Source organism: Pseudomonas sp. GW821-FHT09H03 (assembly GCF_059415945.1).
The window spans coordinates 282816-301773 of sequence record NZ_JBWKOF010000003.1; the positions used below are offsets into that span (position 1 = coordinate 282816).

The 18958-nt window shown below is 60.1% G+C and carries 16 protein-coding genes; 8 read left to right on the forward strand and 8 right to left on the reverse strand.

Annotation, left to right across the window (positions count from 1 at the left end):
* Positions 1-5: 5 nt before the first annotated feature.
* Positions 6-182: a hypothetical protein gene (locus AC07OG_RS06170; RefSeq protein ID WP_177336932.1), complete on the forward strand. Its 177-nt coding sequence runs from the start codon at positions 6-8 to the stop codon at positions 180-182.
* Here AC07OG_RS06170 and gpgF read toward each other — a convergent pair.
* From gpgF to AC07OG_RS06190, 4 genes are all read right to left on the reverse strand, one after another.
* Positions 169-1164 carry a glucosaminyl phosphatidylglycerol flippase gene (gene gpgF, locus AC07OG_RS06175; protein ID WP_218424618.1) on the reverse strand — a complete coding sequence of 332 codons (996 nt, stop codon included), beginning with the start codon at positions 1162-1164 and terminating at the stop codon, positions 169-171. The two genes, AC07OG_RS06170 and gpgF, sit on opposite strands and share 14 nt — an antisense overlap.
* Positions 1161-1937 carry an N-acetylglucosaminyl phosphatidylglycerol deacetylase gene (gpgD, locus tag AC07OG_RS06180; protein WP_495066476.1) on the reverse strand — a complete coding sequence of 259 codons (777 nt, stop codon included), beginning with the start codon at positions 1935-1937 and terminating at the stop codon, positions 1161-1163. Before gpgD ends, gpgF begins: the two co-directional genes overlap by 4 nt.
* Positions 1930-3051: an N-acetylglucosaminyl phosphatidylglycerol synthase gene (gene gpgS, locus AC07OG_RS06185; protein ID WP_495066477.1), complete on the reverse strand. Its 1122-nt coding sequence runs from the start codon at positions 3049-3051 to the stop codon at positions 1930-1932. The genes gpgD and gpgS overlap by 8 nt, the downstream gene beginning before the upstream one ends.
* 224 nt (positions 3052-3275) lie before the next feature.
* Positions 3276-5165, reverse strand: a complete 1890-nt coding sequence (locus AC07OG_RS06190; protein ID WP_060539628.1) for a methyl-accepting chemotaxis protein — start codon at positions 5163-5165, stop codon at positions 3276-3278.
* Between the two features lie 188 nt (positions 5166-5353).
* Here AC07OG_RS06190 and AC07OG_RS06195 point away from each other — a divergent pair, with 188 nt between their 5' ends.
* The gene (locus tag AC07OG_RS06195; protein ID WP_495066478.1) at positions 5354-6841 is read left to right on the forward strand and encodes a helicase HerA-like domain-containing protein; all 1488 of its coding nucleotides are present in this window, start codon (positions 5354-5356) and stop codon (positions 6839-6841) included.
* Positions 6842-6961: 120 nt separating this feature from the next.
* Here the strand turns inward: AC07OG_RS06195 and AC07OG_RS06200 are convergent, their stop codons facing one another.
* Complete coding sequence (locus AC07OG_RS06200) at positions 6962-7417, reverse strand: DUF721 domain-containing protein (RefSeq protein ID WP_060539629.1); 456 nt, start codon at positions 7415-7417, stop codon at positions 6962-6964.
* A gap of 307 nt (positions 7418-7724) precedes the next feature.
* Between AC07OG_RS06200 and secA the strand changes: the two genes are divergently transcribed.
* The 4 genes from secA (at position 7725) to AC07OG_RS06220 (ending at position 13546) form a co-directional block, all read left to right on the forward strand.
* Positions 7725-10460 (forward strand): preprotein translocase subunit SecA, encoded by a 2736-nt coding sequence (gene secA / locus AC07OG_RS06205; RefSeq protein WP_495066479.1) that lies wholly within the window; start codon positions 7725-7727, stop codon positions 10458-10460.
* Between the two features lie 119 nt (positions 10461-10579).
* Positions 10580-11797: a bifunctional glutamate N-acetyltransferase/amino-acid acetyltransferase ArgJ gene (gene argJ, locus AC07OG_RS06210; protein WP_060539631.1), complete on the forward strand. Its 1218-nt coding sequence runs from the start codon at positions 10580-10582 to the stop codon at positions 11795-11797.
* 175 nt (positions 11798-11972) lie between these two features.
* On the forward strand, positions 11973-12605 hold the full coding sequence (locus AC07OG_RS06215; RefSeq protein ID WP_060539632.1) for a glutathione S-transferase family protein: 633 nt from the start codon (positions 11973-11975) through the stop codon (positions 12603-12605).
* Positions 12602-13546 (forward strand): Nudix family hydrolase, encoded by a 945-nt coding sequence (locus AC07OG_RS06220; protein WP_060539633.1) that lies wholly within the window; start codon positions 12602-12604, stop codon positions 13544-13546. Before AC07OG_RS06215 ends, AC07OG_RS06220 begins: the two co-directional genes overlap by 4 nt.
* A gap of 127 nt (positions 13547-13673) precedes the next feature.
* Here the strand turns inward: AC07OG_RS06220 and AC07OG_RS06225 are convergent, their stop codons facing one another.
* From AC07OG_RS06225 to AC07OG_RS06235, 3 genes are read right to left on the reverse strand one after another with little or no spacing between them, the layout of a single operon-like run.
* Positions 13674-14255, reverse strand: a complete 582-nt coding sequence (locus tag AC07OG_RS06225) for a cob(I)yrinic acid a,c-diamide adenosyltransferase (protein WP_495066480.1) — start codon at positions 14253-14255, stop codon at positions 13674-13676.
* A gap of 2 nt (positions 14256-14257) precedes the next feature.
* On the reverse strand, positions 14258-16297 hold the full coding sequence (locus AC07OG_RS06230) for a sensor histidine kinase (RefSeq protein WP_495066481.1): 2040 nt from the start codon (positions 16295-16297) through the stop codon (positions 14258-14260).
* A gap of 45 nt (positions 16298-16342) precedes the next feature.
* Positions 16343-17260 carry a putative 2-dehydropantoate 2-reductase gene (locus AC07OG_RS06235; RefSeq protein ID WP_495066482.1) on the reverse strand — a complete coding sequence of 306 codons (918 nt, stop codon included), beginning with the start codon at positions 17258-17260 and terminating at the stop codon, positions 16343-16345.
* Positions 17261-17395: 135 nt separating this feature from the next.
* On the opposite strand from AC07OG_RS06235, the gene AC07OG_RS06240 reads away from it, so the two are divergent.
* Complete coding sequence (locus AC07OG_RS06240; RefSeq protein ID WP_060539637.1) at positions 17396-17881, forward strand: YajQ family cyclic di-GMP-binding protein; 486 nt, start codon at positions 17396-17398, stop codon at positions 17879-17881.
* Between the two features lie 150 nt (positions 17882-18031).
* Positions 18032-18874 (forward strand): mechanosensitive ion channel family protein, encoded by an 843-nt coding sequence (locus tag AC07OG_RS06245; RefSeq protein ID WP_060539638.1) that lies wholly within the window; start codon positions 18032-18034, stop codon positions 18872-18874.
* Positions 18875-18958: the final 84 nt, after the last annotated feature.

Here is an 18958-nt window from a genome sequence, read left to right on the forward strand (position 1 = left end):
TGAACATGGCTGATCCGTTGGACAAAGCCACTTCCAAAGCACCAGCCACATTGGGCGAAGGCTGTTTGAGTCGCTACGACCCTGATGATCTGAGTGCTGAAGACGGAACCGATTTTCCTGGGGCTGCCCAGTTGTGGGAGCAACTGCAACAAGAGTCTGAGGACAAACTTACGCCTCCTTGAACCTCATCAACTTCTTCAGCAATGGCCGCCCGACCATCAGCAAAAAAACCGGGCCACCCACCAGCAAGTAAAAGTAATACGTCACCGCGCGCCAAATCAGAATCGCCGCAGCCGCTGTCGATTTCCCCACCATGGGCGCCAGCAACGCCGCCGAGGTCAATTCCGCCGCCCCGGCACCACCGGGCAACAGGCTGAATTGCCCGGCGCTCAGCGAAAGCATCTGGATCAGAAAACTCCAGGCCCACTGCAAATCCGCTCCCAGGCCCCGTAGCGCCAGGTACAGCACGCTGTAGCGCAACCCCCAGTGCAGGCAGGTCAGGGCGAACACCATGATCAACGTCTGAAAAGGTAACCTGAGGGTGTCGGTAAAAGCCGCCAGAAAATGCAGGAGCTTTCGTGCCCAGCGCATTCGGGTGCTACTTTTAACCTTCAGACGCGCCAGCAAACGACCGCTATGACGAATCAGCAGCCGATGATAGCGGGCCAGCATCACGCAACTGAACAACCCGCCGAACATCGAAATGGCGCTCACCATCAGCAGCCACTCCATGCGTTCGCTGAGGTGCTGGAACAGTGCGTAAATCAGGATGCCGCTCAGTGCGCAGAGGAAAAACAACAGGTCACTGAGCTGGTCCATGGCAAACACCGCGCTGCTCCTGGCCGGGCGCACGCCGTGACGGGCGAGCAAGCCCATGATGGTCAGCGGTCCGCCGCTGCCGCCAGGAGTGGCGCAGTAGGCGAATTCGGCAGCCATCACCACGCCAAGGCTTTTCAATGGACCCAGCTTGTCGCGCTGGTCGGCGAGTAACAGGCGCAAACGCAGAGTATTGATAATCCAGCACAGCAGGATCATGGCGAACATGATCAGCAGCCAGTTCAGCGGGAAGCCCTGCAGTCTCGACCACGTCTCGTTACCGCCCAGCAACAACGGAATCAGCACCGCAGCGAGCAGGCCGACAACCAGCACAATCACCCGACTCATGCGGCGCGGCCTATACAGTGGCTGTGCTGCGCCAACCACTGCGCCTTGGTCAATGGCACACGTCCGTCCTCGAGCAGGCGCTTGAGAGTTTGCAGCCAGTAAGTGCGGGAGAACTCATGTCGCATGTCCACCGGGTGCAGACCAAGGCGAATCACGGGGGCATCCTGCCAGCGCTGCTCACGGCGATCGCTGACAATCTTCGATATTCCCCGCCGCCAGGCACTGCGGGCACTCCACACCAGCCCCGGGGCATCAATCGCCGTGAATTCTGGCAGGCGATATAAATGCTGCGCATCGCTGGTGTAACTCAACGGGAGCTGGCGCAGCGCGTCCCGAGTGCCTTCGCTCATCAGCCAGGCAGGCGCGACGAAACCCTGTAGCGGCCAGCCGTAGCGTTGGAACAGTTCGACACCGGCGTGGAGTCGGCTGAGGGCTGCTTCCCGGGACAAGCTGTAAAACTCGCCTTCGTGGGTGTAGATCCGGCGCATGAACCAGTCGCGGGGATTGCTTGCCCTTGGACCGTCATCACAATGGAAATAGCCATGCAGGGCCAACTCGTCGCCCCGCGCGATCCGTGTTCCGAGCAGGCGGCGCATTTGCGGATGGGTGTCCAGATCGCTGTGACGGTGGAAGTCCGGTACCACCAGCCAGGTCATCGGTATGTCGCCCAAGGCATCGACGGCTTCGACGAACGGCTGGTAATCACTCCAGGTCGGCGGCGCGACGTCATGCAGCACAAGTAACAGGCCGCGATTGTTCATGGGCTCAACCATTGGCCGTCAGCGGCCAGTGACTGCCCAGTACGGCGTGGTAGTGCCCCAACAGACTATCGACCACGGCGTCCCAGGCGTAATGCCGTTCGACATGGCTGCGAGCCTGTCGACCCAGTACCGCGCTGGCGCCATTGAATAATTCACGCACTGCATTGGCCATTGCTGCGGGATCGTTGGGCGCGCAGAGCAGGCCGCATTCTTCGGTGACAATCTCCTGAAAGGCACCGGCCGCCACCGCTACCACCGGAATGCCGCTGGCCATGGCTTCGAGGATCACCAAGCCAAAGGTTTCCTGATCTCCGGCATGCAACAGCGCATCGGCACTGGCCATCAGCCGCGCGACCTGGGCGGCTGGACGAAACCCATCGATTACCGTGACATTACCCGGCACCGCGGCGGGCGTCGACGAACCGACCAGCAGCAAGTGATAGCGCCGGCCCAGGCGTTTCATGCAGTCCAGCAGCACCGGCAGGTTTTTTTCCTTCGAGCCACGCCCCGCGAAGATCAGCAAATGAGTATTTTCATCAATGCCCAGTTCGGCCCGCAGTTCCGGGTCCCTGGCACTGGGATGGAAGGTTTGCAGGTCGACTCCCAGCGGTTGCACGAAAACGTTCTTCACCCCCAGCCCGACCAGCTTGTCGGCCATGATCCGGCTTGGCGCCAATACCCGGTCAAAGTTGCCATAGAGCTTGCTGACATAGGCTTCGACGTTGGTCGTCACCCAGTTGCCCATGCGATTGCTCACCAGCAGCGGCAGGTCTGAGTGATAAAAACCGATGACCGGGACATCAAGTTGCCGACGCGCATCAAGCGCCGCCCAGGCGGTGAGGTAGGGGTCACCGACTTCGATCAGGTCAGGTTGCAAATCCTGCAAGACATTACGCCAGGGCGCGAGGCGAAGAGGGAAGCGATAGCCTTTGCCGAAGGGCAGGGCGGGGGCCGGAACCTTGTAGATGCCATCCTGTTCACTCAAGGATGATCCGGGAATCAGCAAGCTGTGGCGAATGCCTGGCCTGATGCCGAGGCGACGGTGCTTGGCATCCAGATAAGTTCGCACGCCCCCACTGGCAGGGGCGTAGAACATGGTTATGTCAGCGATATGCACGGTGAACATCCCTCCGGTCCGGTCCTGGTACTCCCTTGGTTGACCTTTATGAAGAATAGATGTTCGGTTGGGGTTTTGCGGGTGGGGGGCAGCCGGGCTGTATATAGAGTTCTTGATGGCCTCTTCGCGAGCAAGCCCGCTCCCACAGATTATCTGCGTCGTACACAAAACCTGTGCCCGATGAGGATCCCTGTGGGAGCGGGCTTGCCCGCGAAGAGGCCCGCAAAAGCGCCTTAAATCCGGAAACTACCCACCAGTTGCTTCAACCGCGCGGCCTGCTGCTCCAGATCCGAGCACGCCCGCAACGTCGACTGCAGGTTTTCCACACCTTCCTGGTTCAGCGTATTGATCTCGGTGATATCGACGTTGATCGACTCGACCACCGCCGTCTGCTCCTCGGTCGCAGTGGCCACCGATTGGTTCATGCCGTCGATTTCACCGATGCGCAGTGTCACGCTGTTGAGGCGCTCGCCCGCCAGGTTGGCGATTTCTACGCTGTCCTGACTGTGGCGCTGGCTGTCGCTCATGGTGCTGACCGATTCCCGGGCGCCGACTTGCAGCTCCTCGATCATGGTCTGCACCTGTTGCGCCGATTCCTGGGTACGGTGCGCGAGGTTGCGAACTTCGTCCGCCACCACGGCGAAACCACGACCCGCCTCACCGGCACGGGCGGCTTCGATCGCGGCGTTGAGTGCCAGCAAGTTGGTTTGCTGGGAAATGCTGGTGATGACTTCGAGGATTTGCCCGATGTTCACGGTTTTGTTGTTCAGCGACTCGATGTTGGTACTTGAGGCACTGAGCATGCTCGACAGCTGATTCATCGCGACAATGCTGCGGTCCACGACTTGCTGGCCGTCTTCAGCCAGGCTGCGGGCGTCGCTGGCCTGTGTCGATGCCTGCGCGGCGTTGCGCGCGATTTCCTGGGTGGCGGCGCCGAGCTGGTTGATCGCTGCCGCCACGCTGCTGGTGCGCGAGGCTTGCTGGTCTGAGTTGAACATCGACGAGTTGGAAGCGGCCACTACGCGCAACGCCACTTCGTTCACTTGCCCGGTCGCCGAGGACACTTCGCGGATCGAGGTGTGGATACGCTCCACGAAACGGTTGAATGCGGTGGCGAGGCTGCCGAATTCATCGTTGTTCTCGATGGTCAGGCGTTTGGTCAGGTCGCCTTCGCCGTCGGCAATGTCGGCCATGGCGCGGGTCATCACGTGCAGCGGCTGGATCAGGATGCGGATCAACATGCCCAGCAGGGCAATGATGATGGCCACTGCGATAACGGTGGCAACGACCGCCGAAGTACGGAATTCGCTGAGCATCGAGAAGGCTTTTTCCTTGTCGACCGACAGACCGATGTACCAGTTGACCGAAGGCAGACCTTTGATCGGGGTGAAGGAGACAATGCGTGTCTTGCCGTCGACCTCTACCTCGGCAAAGCCGCTGCCGATGCGCGGGGTATCTTTCGGATAGGCCTCGCTCAGGGATTTCATGACCAGCGCTTTGTCCGGGTGAACCAGGATCTTGCCGTCGGCACTGACCAGAAACGCATAACCCATGCCGTCGAAGTCACGGGCGCTGAGGGTGTCGATCAAGGTTTGCAAGCTCAGGTCACCGCCCACCACTCCGACACTTTGTCCGGCTTTCCTCGAGGCCGTGGCCATGGAAATGATCAGCTGCCCGGTCGCCGCGTCGATGTAGGGTTCGGTCAGGGTAGGCGTGCTGCTGCTTTCTGCACCTTTGTACCAGGGGCGAACCCGCGGATCGAAGCCATCAGGCATCTTCGCATCCGGACGAATGGTGAAGTGCCCGGTGGCGTCACCCAGATAGGTCGCCATGAACGTCGACGTCAGGGCTTTCTGTTCCAGCAGCGCCGATACGTTGGCCTGCTCTGGATTGATCGCAATATTTTGCGAGAGGTTGTCGATCAGCAGAATGCGGCCGGTCAACCAGGTCTGGATATTGTTGGCGGTCACATCGCCCATCTCGTTGAGATAATTATCCAGGTCCTGGCGAATGGCATTGCGCTGCAAATAGTCGTTGTACAGCGTAAATGAGGCGAAGGCGGCAATCACGATAAGAGCCGCGGCTAGCAGGATCTTATGGCTGAAGCGCAGATTTTTGTTCATGGCTTGAGGTTCCGCTAAGGTCTTAATGTCCAGTGCGTGCTTTTTATAAAAGCGCGCGGATTGGGCAGTGTTGAAACAAGCTGATATTTCCGTCTTTCCTTAGGGGAAATGTCCTACTCGATTTTCAGACTGGTCTGTCGTTACCTCTATCGGCCGTGCAGGATTAAAGATTAACCATGGGTGACCAAATGCCTGATTCATTGCAACTCGTTATCGGTGCCGACCTCGCCGGTCAGCCGATTGCCCAGGCAATGCGCCTGGCGAACCGCCACGGTTTGATCGCGGGTGCCACCGGCACCGGCAAAACCGTCACGTTGCAACGCTTGGCCGAAGCCTTCAGCGATGCCGGAGTGGCGGTATTCGCCGCCGACATCAAGGGTGACCTTTGCGGTCTGGGCGCTGCCGGCACCCCCCAGGGCAAAATTGCCGAGCGCATCGCCGGGATGCCCTGGCTGAACCACAAGCCTCAGGCATACCCGGTGACCTTATGGGATGTTCACGGTCAGTCAGGTCATCCATTGCGCACCACCCTGAGTGAAATGGGGCCGCTACTGCTGGGAAGTCTGCTGGAGCTGACGGACAGCCAGCAGTCGGCGTTGTATGCCGCATTCAAAGTCGCCGACCGCGAAGGCTTGTTGCTGCTGGATCTCAAGGATCTGAAGGCGTTGCTCAATCACCTGCGCGACAACCCGCTGTTGCTGGGTGACGACGCCGCGCTGATGACAACAGGCTCCAGCCAGGCGCTGCTGCGGCGCCTGGCGACCCTGGAGCAACAGGGCGCCGAAGCCTTGTTTGGCGAACCGGCGTTGCAGCTCGAAGACATTCTGCAGCCAACCGCCGACGGTCGCGGGCGAATTCACCTGTTGGATGCCAGCCGCCTGGTGCACGAGGCGCCAAAGGTCTACGCGACCTTTCTGTTGTGGCTGCTGGCCGAACTGTTCGAGCAACTGCCGGAGCGCGGTGATGCCGACAAACCGTTGCTGGCGCTGTTTTTCGACGAAGCGCACCTGCTGTTCAACGGCACGCCCCAGGCGTTGCGTGATCGCCTGGAACAGGTCGTGCGCTTGATTCGTTCCAAAGGTGTGGGCGTGTATTTCGTGACCCAGTCCCCGGGTGACTTGCCGGATGATGTGCTGGCGCAGTTGGGCTTGCGTATCCAGCACGGGTTGCGCGCGTTCACCGCCAAGGAACAGAAATCCCTGCGCGCGGTGGCTGATGGTTTCCGGCCGAACCCGGCGTTCGACAGCCTGTCGGTCCTCACCGAGCTGGGGATTGGTGAAGCCCTGGTCGGCACTCTGCAGGAAAAAGGCACACCGGCAATGGTCCAGCAGGTGCTGGTGGCACCGCCGCAATCGCGCATCGGGCCGCTGAGCGCCGCAGAACGCACCGCGCTGATCGCCGGTTCGCCATTGCAGGGGCGTTATGACAAGCCGATCGATCGCGAGTCAGCCTATGAAGTGCTGATCGGGCGCAAGGGGCTGGCGCCTGAGGCCCAAGCCGCGCCCGAAAAACCGGCGGCTGCAGAGCCGAGCTTCACCGAACAGGCCGGGGAGTTTCTCGGTACGGCGGCAGGGAAGGCGCTGAAATCGGCGATGCAACAGGCGGCCAATTCGCTTGGCCGACAGCTGGTGCGAGGCTTGATGGGGTCGTTGCTAGGCAGCAAAAAACGCAGGTAGCGAGTGGAAAAAATCTAACTGTGGGAGCGGGCTTGCTCGCGAAGGCGGTGTGTCATTCAACATTGATGTCGGCTGACCCACTGCCTTCGCGAGCAAGCCCGCTCCCACATTGGATTTGTATCAGGTCCTGGGTCTGGCATGCGCCGCCAAGCGCTCCAGCGCCGCCCGTAGATTGGGGTCGCTGATGCCATCGGCCGTGGCCTGAATGGTCGCGGCCGCATCAACGGACAAATCCATCGTATGCCCGGTCGCGCCTCGCTGAACGGTAGGCGGCTGCACCTTGAACAGGATGCGCGTCAGATTGGCGAACTCGTCGAACATCTGCAGTTGCCGTTGCAGGCGTTTTTGCTGGTAACGCAGGCGGGTGGCCCAATGACCGTCGGTGACAATCAGCAACAAACTGCCTTCGCGCCAGGACGCGACATGACAATGCTCACGGGCAGCAGGCTGCAACTGGCTTTCCAGCAGGCGTTGTAAATGCCCCAGGCGTTGTGCGTGACCGAGAATGGCTTTGAGCGGCTTGGCTTCGCGAAGCAGAACGGCGGGTGCTCTGGCCGTAAGAGGGCGAAATGCCATGATCAGACACCTGAAGTAACAGAGGCGCCATGGTAGCAGAAAGCAGGGAATGCACCTGACCCATTGCTTTGCGCGCGCTTTACCCATTAAATCAACAAGTAACTTCTGCCATGAGTGGGTTGAAGTTCAGCAAAACGCCCCTATTTTAAGTGAGCCCCGTCACAGCGCTGTGCCAGCATCGTGGAATAACGCCACTTTCCTCACCACCGTTTCCGGGTAGAATGCTCGTTCGCATGCGGCCATGAGGGCTGCACGGGCGACTCACGGGGCCGCCCTCCATCCCTTTAGTGTGGAAGATCCTGCCGATATGTTTGCGCCTTTGTTAAAGAAACTTTTTGGAAGCAAGAACGAGCGTGAAGTCAAACGCATGCTCAAGACGGTGCAATTCGTCAATGCCTTCGAAGAGCAAATGGTGGCCCTTTCGGACGATCAATTGCGTGCCAAGACAGATGAGTTCAAGGCCCGCTTCGCCAAAGGGGAAACCCTCGACAAGCTGCTGCCAGAAGCCTTTGCGGTCGCCCGCGAAGCCGGCAAGCGCGTCATGGGCATGCGTCACTTCGACGTCCAGCTGATCGGCGGCATGACCTTGCATGAAGGCATGATCGCGGAAATGCGTACCGGTGAAGGCAAGACCCTGGTGGCAACACTGGGCGTTTACCTCAACGCGCTGTCCGGCAAGGGCGTGCACGTTGTGACGGTGAACGACTACCTGGCCCGTCGTGACGCCAACTGGATGCGCCCGCTCTACGAATTCCTCGGCCTGACGGTCGGCGTGGTCACGCCGTTCCAGCCGCCGGAAGAGAAGCGTGCTGCCTACGCTGCCGACATCACCTACGGCACCAACAACGAATTCGGTTTCGATTACCTGCGCGACAACATGGCGTTCAGCATGGAAGAAAAATTCCAGCGCGAACTCAATTTTGCCGTGATCGACGAAGTCGACTCCATCCTCATCGACGAAGCCCGTACCCCGCTGATCATTTCCGGTCAGGCAGAGGACAGTTCCAAGCTGTACATCGAGATCAACAAACTGATCCCGCGCCTGGAATTGCACGTCGAAGAAGTTGAAGGCGAAGTCACCAAGGCTGGCCACTACACTGTTGATGAGAAGACCCGTCAGGTCGAACTCAACGAAGCAGGCCATCAATTCGTAGAAGAATCGCTGACCTCCCTCGGCCTGCTGGCTGAAGGCGAAAGCCTGTACTCGGCACACAACCTGGGTCTGCTGACCCACGTTTATGCCGGTCTGCGCGCGCACAAACTGTTCCACCGCAACGTCGAATACATCGTGCAGGATGGCCAGGTTGTCCTGGTCGACGAGCACACCGGTCGCACCATGCCGGGCCGTCGCTTGTCCGAAGGCCTGCACCAGGCCATCGAAGCCAAGGAAAACCTGAACATCCAGGCCGAAAGCCAGACCCTGGCGTCGACCACCTTCCAGAACTACTTCCGTCTGTACAACAAGCTGTCCGGCATGACCGGTACCGCAGACACCGAAGCGTTCGAGTTCCATCAGATCTACGGCCTGCAGGTCATGGTCATTCCGCCGAACAAGCCGTTGGCCCGTAAGGACTACAACGACCTGGTGTTCCTGACCGCCGAAGAGAAATACGCGGCAATCGTCGCCGACATCAAGGAAAGCATGGCGGCCGGTCGTCCGGTGCTGGTGGGTACTGCGACCATCGAAACCTCCGAGCACATGTCCAGCCTGCTCGTGAAGGAAGGCATCGAACACAAGGTTCTGAACGCCAAGTTCCACGAAAAGGAAGCCGAGATCATCGCCCAGGCCGGTCGCCCGGGTGCACTGACCATCGCCACCAACATGGCCGGTCGTGGTACTGACATCCTGTTGGGCGGCAACTGGGAAGTGGAGGTTGCCTCCCTCGAAGATCCGACCCCTGAGCAGATCGCCCAGATCAAGGCCGACTGGCAGAAGCGTCACCAGCAAGTGCTCGAGTCGGGTGGTTTGCAGGTGATCGCCTCCGAACGTCACGAATCGCGTCGTATCGACAACCAGCTGCGTGGTCGTGCCGGCCGTCAGGGCGACGCCGGTTCCAGCCGCTTCTACCTGTCGCTGGAAGACAGCCTGATGCGCATCTTCGCCTCTGACCGGGTGAAGAACTTCATGAAGGCCCTGGGCATGCAGCCAGGCGAGGCGATCGAGCACCGCATGGTGACCAACGCCATCGAAAAGGCCCAGCGCAAGGTTGAAGGCCGCAACTTCGACATTCGTAAGCAACTGCTCGAGTTCGACGACGTCAACAACGAACAGCGTAAAGTGATCTATCACATGCGTAACACGTTGCTGGCCGCGGACAACATCGGTGAAACCATCGCTGACTTCCGTCAAGACGTGCTCAACGCTACCGTCAGCGCACACATTCCGCCGCAATCGCTGCCTGAGCAGTGGGACGTGGCCGGTCTGGAAGCTGCATTGCAGAGCGATTTCGGCGTGGCATTGCCGATCCAGCAGTGGCTTGACGAAGACGATCACCTGTACGAAGAAACCCTGCGCGAGAAGCTGATGCAGGAACTGATCGCCGCGTACAACGAGAAAGAAGACCAGGCGGGCGCCGAGGCGCTGCGCACCTTCGAGAAGCAAATCGTTCTGCGCGTACTGGACGACCTGTGGAAAGACCACCTGTCGACCATGGACCACCTGCGTCACGGCATCCACCTGCGTGGTTATGCCCAGAAGAACCCGAAGCAGGAATACAAGCGCGAGTCGTTCACGCTGTTCTCCGAGCTGCTGGATTCGATCAAGCGCGACTCGATTCGTGTGCTGTCGCACGTGCAGGTTCGTCGCGAAGATCCGGTCGAAGAAGAGGCGCGCCTGCGTCAGGAAGCCGAAGCACTGGCGGCACGCATGCAGTTCCTGCATGAAGAAGCGCCAGGCCTGGAGCAGCCGGAAGTGTTGGGCGAAGAGGTCGATGTGGCCCTCGCCGCCGCACCGGTACGCAACGAGCAGAAGCTGGGGCGTAACGAATTGTGCTACTGCGGTTCGGGCAAGAAATACAAGCATTGCCACGGGCAGATCCAGTAAACCCGTTTCAATCGCTGAAATACCCGCGCCGCGACCGGCTTATGCCGTCGCGGCGTTTTACCATTTCAATCACCGTTTTCCTGAAGCGGTGCTGACTTTACTCATTGAGGAGCGCATTCATGGCTGTTGGTCTTGGTCCTTTGCCAACGTTGCACCCGGTTGCCGGTTTTGAACTCGGTATTGCCTCGGCCGGCATCAAGCGTCCGGGACGCAAGGATGTTGTGGTCATGCGCTGTGCCGAAGGCTCGACCGTTGCCGGCGTGTTCACCCTGAACGCCTTTTGCGCAGCTCCGGTGATCCTGGCCAAGCAGCGTGTGCAAGGCCCTGTCCGTTATCTGCTGACCAACACCGGCAATGCCAACGCCGGTACCGGCGAGCCAGGCCTGGCGGCTGCCGAGCGCACTTGCGCGAAGCTGGCCGAGCTGACCGGTGTCGATGCCAGCCTGGTGCTGCCGTACTCCACGGGTGTGATCGGCGAGCCACTGCCGGTCGAGAAAATCGAAGGCGCGCTGCAGGCCGCCCTCGACGACCTGTCGATCAATAACTGGGAAGCTGCCGCCACCGGCATCATGACCACCGATACCCTGCCCAAGGGGGCCAGCCGCCAGTTCCAGCATGACGGCGTGACCATCACCGTCACCGGCATCAGCAAAGGCGCCGGGATGATTCGTCCGAACATGGCGACCATGCTTGGCTACATCGCCACCGACGCCAAAGTTTCGCGCGATGTGCTGCAAAACCTGATGCTGGACGGCGCCAACAAGTCGTTCAACCGCATCACCATCGATGGCGACACCTCGACCAACGACTGCTGCATGCTGATCGCCACCGGTCAGGCGGCGCTGCCGGAAATCACCCGCGCCGAAGGTGAGCTGTTCGCCAAGTTGAAGCAGGCGGTGTTCGAAGTGTGCATGGACGTGGCCCAGGCCATCGTTCGTGACGGCGAAGGCGCGACTAAATTTGTCACCGTTGAAGTCAACGGCGGCGGCAATCATCAGGAATGCCTGGACGTTGGTTACACCGTGGCCCACTCGCCGCTGATCAAGACTGCGTTGTTCGCCTCCGACCCGAACTGGGGCCGTATCCTCGCCGCCGTCGGCCGTGCCGGCGTACCGGACCTGGACGTGAGCAAGATCGATGTGTTCCTCGGTGAGGTGTGCATCGCCAGCCGTGGCGCGCGTGCTGCGACCTATACCGAAGCCCAGGGCGCGGCGGTGATGCAGCAGGAAGAGATCACCATCCGCATCGAGCTGGGTCGCGGGGACTGCAGCGAAACCATCTGGACCACCGACCTGTCCCATGAGTACGTGAAGATCAACGCCGAATACCGTACTTAATCCGGCTAGAGACCGAGTCGGCCCGTTCGCGAGCAAGCCCGCTCCCACATTGGACCCAGCCGTACACAAATACAGTGTTCAGTGAAAATCTACTGTGGGAGCGGGCTTGCTCGCGAAGGCGGACGGCCAGTCTCTACCTGGACTGAATCGTTCCTTTCATCAAAAGGTCCCGAACATGAGCCTGCACCTGATCATCGGCGACAAACTGCTTTCCTCCTGGTCCCTGCGCGGCGCCCTGGCCCTGGATCTGACTGGCGCCCCCTACACCGAAGAGCTGATCAAGCTGAACCAACCCGACACCCGTGAGCGCTTGCTCAAGCATTCGCCGACCGGCAAGGTACCGCTGCTGCAAACGGCTCGCGTCACCATCGCCGACTCATTGGCGATTGCCGAATACCTGGCGGAGCAGTTTCCTGGCGAACAACTCTGGCCGACCGACATCGTCGCCCGTGCTCAGGCCCGATCCGCCTGTGCGCAAATGCACAGCGGCTTTTTCGCCATGCGCAACCATATGCCGTTCGATCTGAGCCACGACGCACCGCTGAACCCGGTGCCGCCTGAAGTGAGCGCCGATATCGAGCGTATGTTGGCGTTATGGGCTGAATGCCGTGCCGTTGCCACCGAAGCCGGGCCGTACCTGTTTGGTCGCGTGAGCCTGGCCGATGCGTTCTTCGCCCCGATCGCCGTGCGCCTGCGTACCTATCAGGTATCGCTGCCGGCTGCCGACGAAGCTTATGTCGAAACCCTCTACCAATGGCCGGCCTTCAAGGCCTGGCAGAAGGCAGGACTGGAGGAGATGCAACAGTGAAACCTGTACACGTCGCCGCCGCCGTCATCCGTGACAGCAGTGGCCAGATCCTGATTGCCCGCCGTGCCGATACTCAGCACCAGGGTGGTCTGTGGGAGTTTCCGGGCGGCAAGGTCGAGGCCGATGAATCGGTAGAAACCGCGCTGGCCCGTGAGCTCCATGAAGAACTGGGAATTGTGGTCGGTGCGGCGCGTCCGCTGATCAAGGTCCGCCATGATTACCCGGACAAGCAGGTGTTGCTTGATGTCTGGGAAGTCTCGGCGTTCACCGGCGAACCCCACGGCGCCGAAGGGCAGCCGCTGGCCTGGGTTGCGCCTCGCGACCTGTCGAGCTATGAGTTCCCGGCAGCGAATCAGCCAATTGTCGCCGCAGCGCGGTTACCGGCACAGTACCTGATCACTCCCGAGGATCTGGAAACCCCGGCCTTGCTGCGCGGTATCCAGAAAGCCATTGCCAGCGGCATCAAGCTGATTCAGCTGCGGGCACCGAACGGCTACGACCCCAAGTATCGCGACCTGGCGGTGGATGCCGTGGGCCTGTGTGCCGGCAAGGCGCAGTTGATGATCAAGGGGCCGTTCGAATGGCTGGGGGACTTTCCGGCTGCCGGTTGGCACATTACTTCTGCTCAGCTGCGCAAGTACGCCGCTGCCGGCCGGCCGTTGCCCGCATCGCGCTGGCTGGCGGCTTCATGCCATGACGCCGAAGAGCTGGCACTGGCGGAGCAGATGGGCGTGGACTTCGTGACATTGTCGCCGGTACAGCCGACCTTGACTCATCCGGGGGCTGAGCCGTTGGGGTGGGAGCGGGCTTCGGGTTTGATCGATGGCTTCAGCAAGCCGGTGTTTCTGTTGGGCGGTGTTGGCCCGGCGGAGCAACAGAAGGCTTGGCAAGCAGGTGCACAAGGTGTGGCGGGGATTCGGGCGTTTTGGCCTGAAAGCTGATTCTGTGCCCATGCAGCCGGCCTCTTCGCGAGCAAGCCCGCTCCCACATTAGATCGAATTCTTATAGTAGAAACGCGATCCACTGTGGGAGCGGGCTTGCTCGCGAAGACGGCCTGACAGGCGCCGACTAAACTCCAGGCTTTGCCGCCGCTTGCCAGAGAATTTCGGCAATCCCCTGACGCTTGGCAATCAACCGCGCCACCACAAACAACAGATCCGACAACCGATTGATATACGCCAAGCCAACCCCGGTCAGCGGCTCGATCGTATTCAACTGCTGACACCGCCGCTCGGCACTGCGCGCCAGGCTACGGCAGACATGGGCCTGGGCAATCAGCGCAGAGCCTCCTGGCAGAATGAAATTCTCCAGCGGCCCCAACTCTTCGTTCCACACATCGATCGCCGCTTCCAGCCGTTCGATTTCCAGCCCATTGAGCGCCTGATACACCGGCATCGCCAGTTCACCACCGAGGTCGAACAATCGATGCTGACACGGTGCCAGCACCTCGATCACTTCATTCAAGCCTGGATACTCGGCACTTTGCGCCGCCAACCCGGCAAGCAGTACGCCAACCTGACTGTTCAGCGAATCGACTTCGCCAATGGCCTCGATCCGAGGGTGGTCCTTGGGCACGCGACGGCCGTCGCCCAGGCCGGTCTCGCCTTTGTCGCCGGTGCGGGTGTAAATCTTCGACAGGCGAAAGCCCATGGTTACCTCGAAAGCTGTTTGATTTCCTGGGAGACAAGCGCGGTGCCGCTCGCCAAGGGCAGGCGCAAGGTGAAACAAGTGCCCTGGCCCACGGACGATTGCACTTCCATCTGGCCCTTGTGGTTGTTGGTGATGATGAAGTATGACACCGACAGGCCAAGGCCAGTGCCCTGGCCGATTTCCTTGGTGGTGAAGAAAGGCTCGAAGGTGCGTTTACGTACGTTTTCGGTCATGCCGATGCCGTTGTCCTCGACCTGGATTTCCGCCCAGGGCGGGTTGAGCCGTGTGCGCAGAATGATCCGCCCCGGCTCACTGTCGTCTTCACGCTGGTGGATGGCCTGGGCTGCGTTTTTCAGTAGATTGAGCAGCACTTGCTCCAGTTCGTTGGCGGTGCCGGGCACCGGGCCCAGCGCGGGATCGAACTGACGAATGATTGCCTGGCCCTTGAAGTCAAAACCGATGGCCAGGTCGAAGTCGTTACCGGCGATTTCAACGGCCTGGTCGATCAGCGCCGGCAGATCACAGGGGGCCATTTGCCGGGTGCTGCGACGGCTGAAGCTGAGCATGTGGGTGACGATCTTTGCCGCCCGGGCCCCGGCCTGCTGGATGCCGTCGAGCAACTGTGGCACTTCGCGCACTTGCAGATACTGGTTGACCGTCGCCAGATCGATGCCTGCCTGCTCGGCCATTTCGAGATTCTTCGGCAGTTCCGGTGACAGGCGGCGACGGATGTTCTGTACGTTGTGCAGGATCGCCCCCAAGGGGTTGTTGATTTCGTGGGCCATGCCGGCGGCCAGGCCGCCCACCGATAGCATTTTCTCCGACTGCACCATCATTTCTTCCAGCGACAGGCGCTGGGTAATGTCGTCGATCCGGATGACCACGCCACGCCCGGCGCCGCCCATTAACGGGTAGAACGTCAGCGCGTAGTGGCGGGGCTCGTCGTCCTTGACCCAGGTAACACGTTCGATTTTCGCCACTGTATGTTGTTCGACGGTTTGCTTGAGCTGGGGTAAAAACGGCTTGAGCGGTTCGAAAGCGAGGTAGATCGGCTGATTCAAGGCTTCATCCAGGCGGGTCCCGGACAGGGCGCTGGCCTCCTGGTTCCATTGGGTCACGTAGAGCTGCTCGTCGAGGGCAATCAGCGCCGACGGCATGGAGTCGATGATGCTATTGAGGTAGTTCTGGAAACCGGTGAGCTTCTTCTCGATCTTGCTGCGCACCTGGACTTCGAGTTCCAGCTTGCGGTTGGTATGGCGGGTTTCCTCGGCGAGCCCCTGGGCCTGGTCATAGGCTTGCTGTGAGTCGTCCCGGGCCCGTTTGAGCTGCTGCTCCCTTGCCTCGATTCGCGAGAGCATGGTGTTGAAGGCTTCGGCGAGGCTGCCGATTTCGTCGTGGTTGCCACGGGACGCGCGCAGGGCGTAGTTCTCTTCGCGGGTCACCTGTCGGGACAACTCTTCGAGTTGATGGATCGGCCGGGTAATCAGACGCTTGATCTGGCGGGCAATCACCAGCCACAACAGCACACTGAAGATCAGGATGCCGAGGCTGGCGGTCAGGGTTCCGGTGTAGAACGCCATCGGCAGCTCACTGCTGGCCACCAGCAACAGGTGGCCGGGCGCGGCGCCGGGGCGGGGCAGGGTGATGACTTGATTGCTGCGAAACTCGGTGGTCTGCCAGGCTTCGATGTGCCGGAAATGTTTCGGCAGTTCGAGTTTGTCGCCGTGCTGCAGCTGCGCAAGGCGTTCACCTTTGCCGTCGTATATCGCTGCCGCGCGTAGCGGAGAATAGCTATTGAGTTCATTGAGCAGGCGTTCGGCGCTTTGCGGTGACTCTACAGCCTCTGATGCCAGGCTCGGGTTGGAAACCAGTCGGCCGATGGTCTGCAGGGCCTGGGGCGCCATGCTCTCCTGGGAGATGTAGTAGGCGGCGCTGATAAACGTCAGGTTGGCGACCAGCAGAACAGTGGTCAATAGCACCAGCAGGGCGGCCAGCAGTTTCTGACCGACAGGCAGGTTTTCGAGGCGCTGGCGCAATGGCATCAGGTTGATCGCTGCAAAGGAACAAGTGGCCAGCGTAGCCGCTGCTCAGTCGCTGGGCAATCCAAGGCGGTGCAGATGATCGATCAACCTTGCTTCAAGCCCATTGAGGTGGGGCAGATTCAACTGGTGACGGGTTGCAACTTTGCAGGCGTAGCCCAGCAGGTAGTTGATCTCGGTACGGCGCTGACTCGCCACGTCCTGGTGCATCGATGAGAAATTGGCGGCGGTTGCCTGTATCACCCGTTCAACTTCCTGTTGCAGATTCTCTGCCGCGGCCGGCTGGCCGCAACGCTCAAGCAACTCTGTCAGTTCGCCGCACAGGGTGGCGACCTCACAGTGATGATCTTGCAAACCGCCATTGCGACAATCGTGAAGCACTGTCAGTGGATTGATCGCGCAGTTGAGGGCGAGCTTTCTCCACAGTCGCGTGAGAATTTCGGTGCTCCACTCGTGCGGGATGCCGGCGGCGTTCAGATCGTCCAGCCAGATGGGCGCCACTGGATGGCTGACGTCTCCCAACCAGGTAAAGCCGTGCCCGGCGAACACCACTCGCCAATCGCCGTCGCGAAATGCGCCTTCGGTACTCGACGCGTAAACACAGCGCGCCTGTGGGACCTGCGCCGCCACGGCGTCCTGACTGCCAAGACCGTTTTGCAACAGGATCAACTCGGCGCCGGGTGCCAGGCGTTGAGCCAGACGGGCCACCGCGCTTTGCGCATCGTAGGCTTTACAGGCCACCAGCAGGCGGTGGATCGGTTCGCTGCTGTCGGGTGTCTCGGCGGGCACGGCGTAGCGTCGGGCTTCACCGTTTTCTACCAGCGTCAGCCCGCCGGCCGCCTCATAGGCCCGCAACCGCGCGGCGTCGCGCAGTATAAGGCGGACCGGGGCTGCGGCCCGGGCCAGACGAGTCGCCCATAAAGTGCCGAGGCTGCCGGCGCCCAGGACATGCCAGGTAGTGGACATCAGCTTTTTGCTCTGTTTAAGGCGCGCATCCGAGGCTCGCAGCGAATGATGGGAAAGACCCGTTATAATCAGCGCGGATTTTAACCGCAAGCCAGGCGTGTTCCACCGACGCGCCTTAATATTTGGAGAGATTACATGCCGTCGTTCGACGTGGTATCCGAACTGGACAAACACGAAGTCACCAACGCGGTCGAGAACGCCGTCAAGGAACTCGATCGTCGTTATGACCTGAAAGGCAAGGGCAGCTTCGAGTTCAAGGAAAAAGACCTGACCGTCAACCTCACCGCTGAAGCGGATTTCCAGCTTGAGGCGATGATTGAGATCCTCAAGCTGGCGCTGGTCAAGCGCAAGATCGATGTGCAGTGCCTTGAGGTCAAGGATGCTTTTGCCTCGGGCAAGCTGATGAAGCAGGAAGCCGTCCTCAAGGAAGGCATCGACAAGGAGATGGCGAAGAAAATCGTCGCTCACGTCAAAGACGCCAAGCTCAAGGTCCAGGCCGCCATTCAGGGTGAGCAAGTGCGCATTACCGGCAAGAAGCGTGACGATCTGCAGGAGGCCATTGCAGCGCTGCGTGCCAAGGAGTTTGGGATGCCGCTGCAGTTCAACAACTTCCGCGACTGATCTTCGGGGTGGGAACCTCTCGGCGTTTTTGGCGTCGGAGGCCCAAGCAATGGCAGAAACGATTGAGCCCGTAGCGGTTCGATCTTTCTGCCGCTTTATTTTTCGCGTGCCGGTTAGCCGCAAACAGTAGCCGGAAACAGGAGTAAGCAGATGGACTTAAATGCCGAAGTAGACAATCTGGTCAAGGTGTCCCAGACCTGGATCCCGATGATCATGGAGTACAGCAGTCGTGTGCTGCTGGCCGTGCTCACCCTGGCCATTGGCTGGTGGCTGATCAACAAGGTCACGCAAAAACTCGGTGGCCTGTTGGCGCTACGCAACGCCGATCTGGCGTTGCAGGGTTTTATCAGCAGCCTGGCCAACATCATTCTCAAGGTTTTGCTGATCGTCAGCGTGGCGTCGATGATCGGTGTGGAAACCACATCGTTCGTGGCGGCAATCGGTGCCGCGGGCCTGGCCATTGGTCTGGCGCTGCAGGGCAGCCTGGCGAACTTCGCCGGTGGCGTGCTGATTCTGTTGTTCCGTCCGTTTCGTATCGGTGACTGGATCGAGGCCCAAGGTGTTGCAGGCACCGTCGACAGCATCCAGATTTTCCACACGGTACTGCGCACCGGCGACAACAAGACCATCATCGTGCCCAACGGCAATCTGTCGAATGGCATCATTACCAACACTAATCGTCAACCGACCCGCAAAGTCGTATTTGATGTGGGTGTCGATTACGAAGCGGACCTGCAAAAGGCCCGTCAAGTGTTGCTGGATCTGGCCAAGGACCCACGTGTGCTGACTGATCCGGAACCTCAGGCGGTGATTTCGACCCTGGGTGACAGCTCGATCACTGTATCGCTGCGTGTTTGGGTCAAAACTGCCGATTACTGGGATGTGTTGTTCATGTTCAATGAGCAATCCCGTGATCGCCTCAGAGATGCTGGCATCGATATTCCATTTCCACAGCGCGTTATTCGTGTGGTTCAGGAATCTGCCGTGCAGTAATGCGGGTGGTCGTCACTGCCTGACTTTGTGGTCAGGCAAAGCAATAAAAAAAGGCCCATCCGAAGATGGGCCTTTTTGTTTGTT